Origin of the sequence: Streptomyces toxytricini (assembly GCF_014649915.1) — a bacterium.
GTDB lineage: Bacteria > Actinomycetota > Actinomycetes > Streptomycetales > Streptomycetaceae > Streptomyces > Streptomyces toxytricini.
Window position 1 is genome coordinate 111,694 of sequence record NZ_BMTY01000008.1, and the last position, 11,605, is coordinate 123,298.

Consider the following 11,605-nt stretch of genomic DNA (forward strand, 5'->3'; position numbering starts at 1 on the left):
TCAGGTCCGGGCCGCCGCCGGTTGCCATCGTGGCGGGCATGTTCACTTCCTTGCCTGATCCCCGACTGCGCGCGGGCATCACCGCCGTCGGCAGCATGCTGCCCGACGGGGTCCTGTCCTCGGACGCCCTCCAGGAGGAGGTGGCGCGCCGCAGCGGCCTGGCCCTGCCCCCGAGGCTGCTGACGCAGGCCACCGGGATCGCCGCCCGCCGCGTCGCCGGCGCGGGCGTGTACGCGTCCACGCTCGCCGCGGGCGCTGCCCGCCGGGCCATGGACGCGGCCGGGCTGACCGCCCCCGACATCGACCTGCTGGTGTTCGCCTCCGCGACCCGCGACATGGTCGAGCCGGCCACCGCGCACATCGTGCAGGCCGAACTGGGCACGCGGGCGCACGCCGTGGACGTCACCAACGCCTGCAACAGCTTCGTCAACGGCATCGACCTCGCCCGCTCGATGGTCCTGGCCGGGCGGGCCCGGCGGGCCCTGGTCGTCACCGGGGAGACGCCGAGCCGGGCCGTGCAGTACGAGCCGGCCGACCTCGCCGAACTGCGCGCCGGCTTCGCCGGGTACACGTTCGGCGACGCCGGGGCGGCCGTCGTCGTGGAGGCGGTCGAGCGGGGCGGGATCCTCGACGTCGACACCGAGACGCACTCGGAGCACTGGGAGGTCGGCGGCATACCGGGCGGCGGCTCGCGCCACCCGCGCGGGGACGCCTACACCTACTTCCGCGGTGACGGGCACGAGCTGCGCGGCGTGTTCGAGAAGGTCGGGACGGCGGTCATCGACCGGACCCTGCACCGCGCCGGCACCGACTGGGACGGCTTCGCGAAGGTGCTCGTGCACCAGGTGACCGTGCCCTACCTGGAGCGGTTCGCCGAGCTGACCGGGGTGCCCGCGGACAAGCTGGTCGTCACCGTGCCCGAGCTGGGGAACATCGCGAGCGCCACCCTCGGCGTGCAGCTGGACCGGGTGTTCGGAGGGCTGGCGCCCGGCGAGCGGGTGCTGTTCGTCGGGCTGGGCGGCGGCATCAGCATCATGACGATGGTCTGGGAGAAGTCGTGAGCGGGCACGGCATGTGGGTCGTGGTGCCCGCCCACGACGAGGCGGCCCGGCTCGGCGCGACGCTGCGGGCGCTGGCCGCGCAGCGGGACCGGGACTTCACGCTGCTGGTCGTCGACAACGCCTCCACGGACGGGACGGGGGACGTCGCCCGGGCCTTCGCGGCGTCCGCACCGTTCCCCGTGCAGGTCGTCGAGGAGCCGGAGAAGGGCGTCGGATCCGCTGTCGACACCGGGTTCCGGTACGCCATCGGCCAAGGGGCGCGGCTGCTGGCCCGCACCGACGCCGACTGCCTGCCCCGGCCGGGCTGGGCGGGCGCGGCGCGGGCCGCGCTGACGGCCCGGCCGGGCCTGGTGTGCGGGCGGATCACCGCGCGGCGCGACGAGCACGGGCCGCTCGGCCGGGCCGGGTTCGCCGCACTCGTGGGCCTCGCCTCGCTGTTCGGGCGGCTGCGGCCGCAGCACGTGCGGCGCGGCGAGTTCCGGGCCCCGTACCGGATGCACGCCGGGAACAACATGGCGATCACCGCCGAGCTGTACCTGGCCGTCGGCGGGATGCCGCGCCGCCCCTCCCCCACCGACCGGCTCTTCCTGAACGCCGTACGCCGCCACACCGACCGGATCAGCCGCTGCCGGTCGATGGTCGTGGAGAACTCCACGCGCCGGATCCGCGCGTACGGGATCGTCGGCACCGCCCGCTGGTACCTGGACAAGGGCAGCGGCCGCCACGGAACGGACCCCCGCTGATGCTCGACCGACTCGACCACGCCCTGCGCCGCCGGCCCGACCGGGCGGCCGTCCTCACCTCGACCCGCGGCGGCGCCCCGCGGGTCCGGGCCACCTGCGGCGAACTCGCCGACCTGGCCGACGGGTACGCGGCCGCCCTGCACGCGCGGGGGCTGCGGGCCGGCGACACCGTCGGGGTCGCGGTGCGGCCCGGGCCGCGGGCCCTGGCGGTGCTGCTGGCGCTGTGGCGGCTCGGGCTGCGCGGTGCCGTCCTCGACCCGGGGGCCGGGCCGGAGGTGCTGCGCGCCCGGCTGGCGCTGGCCCGGCCGTCGCTGGTGCTGGCCGACGCGGCCGCGCAGGCCGCCGCCGGGTGGGCGCGGCCGCTGGCCCGGCGGGCGGCGCTGGCCCTTCCCGATCTGGGGGCGCTGGGCTGCCCGGTGGCGACCGTCGGGCCGCGGCTGCCGTGGTGCGCGCCCGCGCTGGAGCGGGGCGCCCGGCGGGCCGGGCTGCCCGCAGCGCCCGTCGGGGACGACGCCGACGCGGTGGTCGTGTTCACCTCCGGGACCACCTCGCAGCCGCGGGCCGTGGTGCACACGCGGGCGAGCCTCGCAGCCGGGATGGAGACGGTCGAGGGGCTGTTCGCCGCGGCCGGGGAGGTGTCGCAGCGGCCGGTGCTCGGCGGGACGTTCTTCGTCCTGGTGCCCGCGCTCACCCGCGGCGCACCGGTCGCCCTTCCGGCCCGGTCGGCGCGGGTGCTGGCCCGGCAGCTGCACCGGCTGCGGCCTGCCGACACCTACCTGACGCCGCCGCGGCTGCGGGAGGCGCTCGGGGCGGGCGCCCGCTTCCACGGGCGTGTGTGGACGGGCTCGGCGCCCGCCGGCGCCGAACTGCTGGGCCGCGTACGGGGGGCGGGTGCGGCGCAGGCGTGGGGCGTGTACGCGCTGACCGAGCTGTTCCCGGCGGCGGCCGTCGAGGCCCGGGAGAAGGCCGCGTTCGAGGGCCCCGGCGACCTGGTCGGCGCCCCGCTGCCGGGCGTACGGGCCGAACCGGACGCGGACGGGCAGCTGCTGCTCTCCGGACCGTCGGCCCGCCACCGCTACCTCGGCGAGGAGCCCGACCCGTGGGTGCGGACGGGGGACCGGGCGCGATTGGACGCGGCCGGCAGGATCGTACTGGAGGGAAGGATCAAGGACATGGTGCTGCGGCGCGCCGAGAACATCTACCCGGGCCTGTACGAACCCTCACTGCACGTGCCGGGCGTCGAGCTGGCGGTGCTGGTCGGGGTCCCGGCGGGCGGCGGCCCCGAGGCCGCCGGCGACGAACGGCTCGTCGCGGTGGTGCAGCCGCGCCGCGGCACGGACCTGCCGCGCCTGCGGGCGGCGCTGTCCGGCCCCCTGCACCGGATGGGCACGGCCCGCCCCGACGCGGTCCTGTTCGCCGAGGTCCCCCTGGCGGGCCGCTCCCGCAAACCGGACCGCCCGGCGGCCGCAGCCCTGGCGGCGGCCCGGCTGGAGGACCCCCGATGACGGCCCGCAACACGCCCCGCGGCCCGGAATGCCCCGCCGGGCGGGGGGCCGCTGCCCCGGCGGTGGCGGACGGTACGGCGGTCGGCGCCGCGACACCGAGGCCTGTCCCGGCGCGGGCCACAGCTCCCAGGAGGGTGCCGGCGGCGCCGGGCGGTACGGCGCCGGCCCCCGCGGCGACGGGCCGTTCGGCGCAGACGCCCGCCACAGCCGGCGGGCCGGCACCGAGGCCGGCGACGGCAGGGCGCGTGGCCCCGGCCGGCCCAGCCGCAGCGCCTGCACCGGCGGGCGGTACTCCGCCGGGCCACGCGGCACCGGAGCGTGCGACGGCACGGCGCGGGGCGGCGCCGGAGCGTGTGGCGTCGGGCGGCACGGCGACGCCGGCGAGCGGTACCGCGGCGCATGCGGCGGCCGGTGATGTCGCGGCGGCGCGGCGGCGGGACCGGCGGGTGTACCTGCGGAGCCATCCCGTGCTGTTCGCGCTGCTCGCCGCCACGCGGGGGCGCGGGGTGCGTCGGATCGGGCGGACCCTGCTCGTCCACGACGCCGGCGCCTACCGGGAGGCGCTGACGCGGATCCCGCTCGACCGCACCGCCGCCGGGACCACCGGGGCGGCCGCGCGCGAGGCGCTCGCGGGCGCGGGCGGGGTGCTGTTCGACCAGGAGGGCAGCGGCCACCGCGCCGACCGGCGGGACCTGGCCGACGGGCTCGGTGCGGCCGGGGTGGAGCGGCTGCGGGCGCTGTGGCGGCCGCTGCTGGCGCAGCGGCTCGCGCCGCTCGGCCGGGGCGGCGAGGTGGACCTGGTCGCACTGGCCGCCGAGTTGTCCGGCTCGGCGGTGTGCGCACTGCTCGGCTGCGGTGCGGACCCGTCGGCGCTGGCCCGTGCGGCCGCGGCCGCGGCGGCGGCGTCCGTGCGCGGGCACCTGCCGGGCCCGCCGCGGCCCGGGGCCGGGGCGGCGGCGGCCCGGACCGCCCGGGAGCTGAGGGAGCTGCTGGCCGGAAGCGGGGCCGACGACGGCGCCCTGGCCGCGATGCTGGCGGTGGCGGCCGTGAACACCACGGTCGCCGCGCTGCCACGGGCGGTCGCCTGGTGCGCCGACGCCGGTCTGTGGGGGCAGGCCGCCGACCCGGAGCTGCTGCCGCGGCTCGCCGACGAGCTGCTGCGGGTCACCGCTGCCTCGCCGGTGCTGCCGCGGGCGGCCGCCGACGACGGCACGGCCGGCGGCTGCCCGGTGCGGGCGGGCGACCGGCTCGTCCTGGTCGCCCGGCACGCGGCCGGCGCGCACCGGCGCGGTCCCGACGCCCTCGACCCGGTTCCGCCGGCCGAGGCGCACCTGGTGTTCGGGGCGGGCCCGCACGCCTGCCCGGGCGCGCGCCTGGCCCGCGCCCAACTCGCCGACGTCCTGGCCGGTCTGGCCCCGTACCGGCCGGTCGTGGTGCGGGCCCGCGCGGACCGGCGGGCCGCGCTGCCCGGCTGGCGGGTCCTGACCGTACGGGCGGGTGCCGCATGAGCGCCTTCACGGGGGTGGCCGGGCTGCGCGTCGCCGTGACGGGGGCCAGTGGTTTCTGCGGCGGCCACGTCGCCCGCGCCGCGGCGGCGGCCGGCGCGGACGTGGTGTGCGTGGGGCGCAGGCCCGGCCCCGTCGGGGAGCACCGCTTCTGGGACGCGGCCCGGGAGGTGCCGGACCTGGCCGGCGCGGACGTCGTCGTGCACTGCGCGGCGGCGGTCGGCGACCCGGCGCCGGGCTCGCCCGCGGAGGCGGACATGCGGGCGGTGAACGTGGACGGCACCGAGCGGCTGACGGCCGCCGCCGGCGGCAGGCCGGTGGTGTGGGTGAGCAGCGCGAGCGTGTACGACCCGCGCCGGGACCGCACCCTGGTCCGCGAGGACCATCCGCGGGCCGGGCAGCTGAACGCGTACGGCCGCACCAAGGCGGCGGGCGAGGCGCTGGCCCTGGCCGCCGGCGCGGTGGTGCTGCGCCCGCGCGCCGTGTACGGCCCCGGTGACACCACGCTGCTGCCGCGGATCCTCTCCCGGGTCCGGGCGGGCACCCTGCTGCTGCCCGGGCCGGACGTCCTGCTCAGCCTGACGGCGGTGGAGAACCTGGCCGACGCCGCGCTCGCGGCCGCGGGCTGGGCCCCGGGCGCGTACAACGTGGCGGACGCGGCCCCGTACGGGCGGGACGACGCGGTACGCCGGTTCCTGCGGGCGCACGGCGTCCGCGCCCGGATCCGCCACCTGCCGCTGCCGGCGGCACGCGCGGCGGCACGCGCGGCGGAGGCCCTGGCGTCGGCCACCGGCCGCGAACCCGCCCTGAGCCGCTACGCGGTGGACCAGCTGGCCCACCCGGTCGTCCTGGACCTCGCCCGCGCCCGCGCCCGGGGATGGGCTCCGCACCGCACACTGGACGACTACCTGGCCTCCCAGGGGCGGCGTTAGCCGGGCCGAGCCGTCCCCGTTCGGCGCGGCCCCGTTGCGCGGGTGAGGGGGGCGACCGCGGAAAGGACCTGTCGATGGGCGTGTACGTATCGGTCAGAGGATGGCTGGAGTGCGACGAGACGCAACTCGCCGCCATCCAGGAGATCATCTCGTCCCACGCCGACGACCACTACTCCCACGGCTGGACCACGCCGCGCCGGCAGGTCAACTGGACCCGTTACGTCTTCTACGGCGCCGACATCCGCGAGTCGGCCCTGGACTGGTTCACGGACCAGCTCGGGGAGATGGCACAGATCCCGGCCTCCGACGAGGACGGCGACCTCGTCCGGGGCCTGTTCCTCGCCGGCCACGAGGCCGGCGGGGGGACCGAATGGCAGGTCCGAGACGGCCGGCTCGCCGTCTCGCCCGCCGGCGCCCGGCACCGGTACCTCGACGGGTGACCCCCGCACCGGCCGGCGGGGCTCGGTTCCCCCGCGCCTCAGCCGCGCCGGCCGGCGTTCGCGTCCCCCGTCCTCCCCGCGGGAGGCGTCAGGCGTCCGCCTCGGCCAGGCGGCGGCGCAGGCTCAGCGGCCGCATGTCCGTCCACACCCGGCCGATGTGGTCCAGGCACTCCTGGCGGGTGCCGGACGCGCCCTCGGCGTGCCAGCCCGCGGGGAGTTCCCGGTCCGCCCGCCAGATGGAGTACTGCTCCTCGTCGTTGTGCACGACCAGGTAGCGGCCGTCGTCGGTCTCGCTCATCGCGTGGGTCCTCCCGCTCTCGATCGGTCGGCCCCCACCCTGCCCCCGCCCGCCGGGCCGGCCATAGGGACAAACGCGCAGAAGGACGGGCGGCCGGTGCTGCCGCTCCTTCCCTGGCGGCCGCCGCCGCGGCGGCGGCAGTGTTCCGGGCAGCCGGAGCAGGCCGCACGGGCTGCGGGACCGGCAGGTCGAGGCCGGTCAGGCCGGAAGGAGCTCCGCCCATGTCGGACACACCGCACGACGTGTACCTGCCCGCCGGCGGGTGGCGGCTGTGGGAGCACTTCGCGCTCCGCGGCCCCGGTTTCCCCGCCGAGGGGGTCCTGCGCACGGCTCCGCCCGGACTGGCCTTCGCCGCCGACAAGTTCGGGCCGGGGGACGCGCTCGCCGGCCCCGAGTGGGACGGCTTCGCCGAGGCCTTCGACGCCGCGGCCGTCCGTACGTCCGCGCTGCTGCAGGAGGTCGCCGCCGATCCGCGTTTCCGGGCGGCGCTGGCCTGGCAGAACCCGGCCGTGCTGCGCACCGGCATCGCGCCGTTCCTTGCGTGGACGCCGACCGTGCGGGGCCGTACGAGCATGCCCCGGCAGCGCGAGGAGCTCGTCGCGCACTACTGGCAGCGGTTCTGCGTCAAGAACGACACGATCGGGTTCTTCGGGCCCGTGGGGTGGGGGCGCTGGGATCCCGCGGCGGACGGCGTGCGGATCGATCCCGGGCCGGGCGGGCTGATCGCCGAGTCCCGGGTGTACTTCGCCAGTTGGGCCGTCGACGCGCTCGCCCGGTCGCTGGACTCAGATCCGGCGCTGCGGGTGTGGATCCCGCCGCGGCGGGTGTCGTTCGTCCGCGCCGACGGCGACCGCGTGCACGTCCCGGGCCGGCCGCCGCAGCCGATCGGCGGCACCGAGCGCGCCGTCCTGGGCCTGTGCGACGGAACCAGGCCGGTCGCCGTGATCGCGCAGGAGCTCGGCATCCCGGTGGCGGAGGCGACCGAGGCCGTGCGGTGGCTGCAGGGCCGGCGGTGGGTGCACTGGCGGCTGGAGGTCCCCACCGGCACGTACCCGGAGCGGGAGCTGCGGGCGGTCCTGGAGCGGGTCGGCGACCCGGCGGTGCGCGAGCCGGCGCTGGCGAAGCTGGCGGTGCTGGAGCGCGGCCGGGACGCCGTCCAAGCCGCCGGCGCCGACGCCGACGCGCTGACCGCCGCGATCACCGCGCTGGAGGCGGACTTCGCCGCGCTCACCGCGACCGCCGCCCAGCGGTCCAAGGGCGAGCGGACGGCGCCCTGCCGGGGCCTGGTGTACTCCGACTGCCGGCGCGCCGCGACCGCCTCCCTGCCCACCGCGCTGCTCACCGAACTGACCCCGCTCGCACAGTGCCTGACCTCGGCCCGCTGGCTGACGAACCGGTTCGCCGACCGGGTCCGGGCACGGCTGCGCACCGTGTACGAGCAGCTCGGCTCAGACGGCGGCCGGGTCGACCTCGGGCGGATGTGGCTGGCCTGCCTGCCGTCCCCGTACCCGGAGGCCGACCGGGACCTGGACGCCGTACAGGCGGAGCTGCGCGCGAAGTGGGCGCGCGTCCTGGACGTCCCGGAGGGGGCGCGGCGGGTGCGCGTGTCGTCGGAGTCGATCGCCGGCCGGGTGCGGGAGGAGTTCGAGGAGCCGGGCGGCGGCTGGTCGCTGGCCCGCTACTTCAGCCCCGACGTGCTGCTGCTCGCCGACGGCGCGGAGGCGGTGGCGCGCGGCGACTTCGACACGGTGCTCGGCGAGATGCACTGCGCCCTCAACACGACGGGCGCGTCCCTGTTCGTCCACCAGCACCCGGACCGGGCCGAGCTGGTCGCCGAGACGAGCCGGGACTTCCCGGGGCCGCGGCTGCTGCCGATGCTGCCGAAGGAGCTGCCGCTGAAGTGGTCGGCGCGCAGCAGGCCGTCCCTGGACCGGCCGCAGGACTACCTGGTGTCCCTGGTCGACGACACCGGGGACCCGTACCGGCCGCGGACGGTGGCCTGCGCGGACGTGGCGGTGGAGGACCGGGAGGGCCGGCTGGTCGCGGTCCTGCCCGACGGCGCGGTCTTCGACCTGCTCGACGCGTACGCCAACACGCTCACGCAGCGGGTCATGGACCGGTTCACGCTCCGCCCGGAGGGCGACCACACGCCGCGGATCACCATCGACCGGATGGTGGTGGCGCGCGAGACGTGGTCGTTCCCCGCCGGCGGGCTCGGCTTCGCCGACGACAAGTCGGAGGCGCGCCGGTTCGTCCGGGCCCGGCAGTGGCAGCGGGAGCACGACCTGCCGCGGTTCGTGTTCGTGGTGTCGCCGACCGAACCCCGGCCGTTCTACGTGGACTTCGAGAGCCCGGTGTACCTCAACATCCTGGCGAAGGCCGTGCGCCGGCTGGCGCGGAAGGACCCCGCCGCGAAGCTCAAGGTGAGCGAGATGCTGCCGACGCCGGAGCAGGCGTGGCTTACCGACGACCGGGGCGCCGCGTACACGTCCGAGCTGCGGTTCGTCGCCGTCGACCGGACGGCCGTCGAGCAGGCGGCTGCCGGGGCCGGGGCGGGTGCGTGATGCGGACCTTCGTCGACGACATCGCCGGTCACGCCCTGCGCGACCCGGGCCGGATCGCCGTCACCACTCCGTCCGGTGACCTCACGTACGGACGGCTCGCCGCACGGATCGAGGAGCTGGCCGCGCTGCTGCGGGCGCGGGGTGCCCGGCCGGAGACGGTCTGCGCGGTGGCCGTGGAGCGCGGCGCGGACGCCGTGGCCGCGCCGGCCGCCGTCCTGCGGGCGGGGGCGGCGTTCCTGGGCCTGGACCCGGAGCAGCCGCCGGCGCGGCTCGCCGCGCTCTCCCGCAGCGGCGGCGCCGAACTGCTGGTCACCACCCGGGATCTGGCCGGGCGGCTCGGCGGCCTGCCGGTGCCCGGCCCGCCGGTCCTGCTGGACGATCCGGACGCGGGGCTCACTGCCGACGCACCGCCGGCACCCGTCGGGGAGCGGTCTCTGGCGTACGTCAGCCACACCTCCGGCAGCACCGGCGAGCCCTCCGCCGTCCTGGTCGAGCACCGGGGCATGGACAACTACCTCCGGTTCGTCGTCCGCGACTACGGCCTCGCTCCCGACACGGTCGCCCTGCAGACCGCGCCGCTCGGCTACGACGCCTCCCTGCGCGACACGTTCGCCCCGCTGCTGGCGGGCGGCCGCCTGGTGGTGCTGCCGCGGTCCGCGCTGCTGCGGCCGGATGAGTTCGGCGCCGCCGTGCGCCGGTACGGGGTGACGGCGCTGCTCAGCACCACCCCGTCCTTCCTGTCCTTCCTCGCCGGACAGCCGGACGCGGCGGGCCTGCTGGACGGCGTACGGCTGGTGGTGTCCAGCGGCGAGTCGCTGCGGCCGTTCCTCGCCGCGGGCGGCCGGTCCCTCGTGCGGGGCGCGCTGGTGAACCAGTACGGGCCCACCGAGTGCACCATGACCTCGACCCGCCACGCCGTCCCGGCCGTCCCCGACACCGTCGCCGACGTGGTCGGCACGCCGATCGAGGGCGTGCTCGTACGGCTCCTGGACGCCGGCATGCGCCCGGTGGCCGACGGGGCCGTCGGCGAGGTGTTCATCGGCGGCGCCGGCGTGGCCCGCGGCTACCGCGGGCAGCCGGCGCGGACGGCGGAGCGGTTCGTGCCCGACCCGCTCGGCCCGCCCGGCGCCCGCCTGTACCGTACGGGCGACCTGGCGGTCCGCGGCCCGGCCGGGCTGGAGTTCCACGGCCGCGCCGACCGGCAGGTCAAGATCCGCGGCTACCGCGTCGACCCCGCGGAGGTCGAGGGGGTGCTGCTGGCCCACCCGGGGGTGACCGGGGCGGTCGTCACCTCCGACACGGACGCGCAGGGCCGGGTCTTCCTCGTCGCGCACGTCACGGGTGATCTGGCGGGCGTACCGGACGGGGCGCTGCGCGCCCACCTGGCGGCCGTGCTGCCGCCGCACCTGATGCCCCGCCGGTTCGCGCGCCTGGACGAGCTGCCGACGACGCGCGGCGGGAAGGCCGACCGGCGGGCCCTGGCGCAGTCCGGGGGCCGGCCGTGACCACCGCGCCGGCGGGCCGGCCCGGCGTTCTGTCCGCGCTCCCCGGGCCCGGCGTGGCGGACGCGGCAGCCCCCGCACGGGCCGACGTGGAGGCGGCCGCCGTGCGGATCGCCGGGCACGTGCGGCGCACCCCGCTGCTGCCCGGGCCGGGGGTGCTGCTGAAGGCCGAACACCTCCAGTACGGCGGCTCGTTCAAGCTGCGGGGCGCCTTGAACGCCGTCCTCGCGCTGGGCGCGCGGCGCATCGTCGCCGGCTCCTCCGGCAACCACGGCATCGCGCTGGCCCGGCTCGCGGCCTCCCTCGGTGCCGAGGTGACGGTGGTCCTGGCCGGCGGGGCGCACCCGGCGAAGGCCGCCCTGATCGCCGCGCTGGGCGGCCGGACCGTGTCCGTGCCGGGCGGTGTCGCCGACCGCGACCGGCGGGCGCGGGAGCTGGCGCAGGAGACGGGGGCGGTCCTCGTGCCGTCGTCCGACCACCGGCTCGTCGCCGCCGGGCAGGGCACCGTCGGCCTGGAGGTGCTGTCAGACGCGCCGGACACCGGGACCGTGTACGTGCCGACGGGCGGCGGCGGGCTGCTCGCCGGGGTGTGCCTGGCCGCGCAGGGGCACCCGGTTCGCGTGGTGGGCGTCGAGCCCGCCTGCACACCGCGGTACGCCCGCTCGCTGGCCGCGGGGCGGCCGCTCCGGCTGGGCCCCAGCGGCACCGTCGCCGACGGGTTGCGCGGCCAGCAGCCGGGCGCGGTGACGTACCCGGTGGTCCGCGACCGGGTCGACGACATGGTCGCCGTGTCCGACGCGGAGATCCTGGCCGCGGCCGCCCTGCTGCGGCGCTGCGGCGTGGACGCCGAGCCCAGCGGCGCCGTTGCCCTGGCCGGGGCGCTGCGGGCGGGCCGCCGCCGTCCTGCCGGCCGGTGCGTGGCGATCGTCTCGGGCGGCAACACCGCGGCGGCCCTGGCCGCGGCGGCGGCCGCCGCGGGCCGGCCGGCGGGCGGCTGACCGCCCCGCCCGTCCGACGTCCCGGCGTCCCGGCGTCCCGCCTTCCCGGCCCGCGCC

General features: G+C 78.3%; 10 protein-coding genes. 9 read left to right on the top strand and 1 reads right to left on the bottom strand.

Translation table 11 applies throughout. The features are described 5' to 3' along the window. Positions 1-50: 50 nt before the first annotated feature. The 6 genes from IE170_RS12215 (at position 51) to IE170_RS12240 (ending at position 6,186) form a co-directional block, all read left to right on the top strand. Complete coding sequence (locus IE170_RS12215; RefSeq protein WP_223856379.1) at positions 51-1,061, top strand: 3-oxoacyl-ACP synthase III family protein; 1,011 nt, start codon at positions 51-53, stop codon at positions 1,059-1,061. Next, the gene (locus IE170_RS12220) at positions 1,058-1,804 is read left to right on the top strand and encodes a glycosyltransferase family 2 protein (protein ID WP_373298980.1); all 747 of its coding nucleotides are present in this window, start codon (positions 1,058-1,060) and stop codon (positions 1,802-1,804) included. The genes IE170_RS12215 and IE170_RS12220 overlap by 4 nt, the downstream gene beginning before the upstream one ends. Then, positions 1,804-3,309: a class I adenylate-forming enzyme family protein gene (locus IE170_RS12225; protein WP_189809357.1), complete on the top strand. Its 1,506-nt coding sequence runs from the start codon at positions 1,804-1,806 to the stop codon at positions 3,307-3,309. Before IE170_RS12220 ends, IE170_RS12225 begins: the two co-directional genes overlap by 1 nt. Positions 3,310-3,776: 467 nt before the next feature. After that, on the top strand, positions 3,777-4,817 hold the full coding sequence (locus IE170_RS12230) for a cytochrome P450 (RefSeq protein ID WP_229884694.1): 1,041 nt from the start codon (positions 3,777-3,779) through the stop codon (positions 4,815-4,817). Next, positions 4,814-5,746: an NAD-dependent epimerase/dehydratase family protein gene (locus IE170_RS12235; RefSeq protein ID WP_189809359.1), complete on the top strand. Its 933-nt coding sequence runs from the start codon at positions 4,814-4,816 to the stop codon at positions 5,744-5,746. The genes IE170_RS12230 and IE170_RS12235 overlap by 4 nt, the downstream gene beginning before the upstream one ends. A gap of 74 nt (positions 5,747-5,820) precedes the next feature. Next, positions 5,821-6,186, top strand: coding sequence for a hypothetical protein (locus IE170_RS12240; protein ID WP_189809360.1), 366 nt, complete (start codon positions 5,821-5,823; stop codon positions 6,184-6,186). Between the two features lie 88 nt (positions 6,187-6,274). Here IE170_RS12240 and IE170_RS12245 read toward each other — a convergent pair whose 3' ends face one another. Next, positions 6,275-6,484, bottom strand: a complete 210-nt coding sequence (locus IE170_RS12245; protein WP_189809361.1) for an MbtH family protein — start codon at positions 6,482-6,484, stop codon at positions 6,275-6,277. A gap of 221 nt (positions 6,485-6,705) precedes the next feature. Between IE170_RS12245 and IE170_RS12250 the strand changes: the two genes are divergently transcribed. The 3 genes from IE170_RS12250 to IE170_RS12260 are packed head-to-tail and all read left to right on the top strand — an operon-like array spanning position 6,706 to position 11,548. Beyond that, complete coding sequence (locus IE170_RS12250; RefSeq protein ID WP_189809362.1) at positions 6,706-9,048, top strand: lantibiotic dehydratase; 2,343 nt, start codon at positions 6,706-6,708, stop codon at positions 9,046-9,048. After that, entirely contained in the window at positions 9,048-10,553 is a 1,506-nt protein-coding gene (locus IE170_RS12255; protein ID WP_189809363.1) for an amino acid adenylation domain-containing protein, read from the top strand. The genes IE170_RS12250 and IE170_RS12255 overlap by 1 nt, the downstream gene beginning before the upstream one ends. Next, positions 10,550-11,548 (top strand): threonine ammonia-lyase, encoded by a 999-nt coding sequence (locus IE170_RS12260; RefSeq protein ID WP_229884695.1) that lies wholly within the window; start codon positions 10,550-10,552, stop codon positions 11,546-11,548. Before IE170_RS12255 ends, IE170_RS12260 begins: the two co-directional genes overlap by 4 nt. Positions 11,549-11,605: the final 57 nt, after the last annotated feature.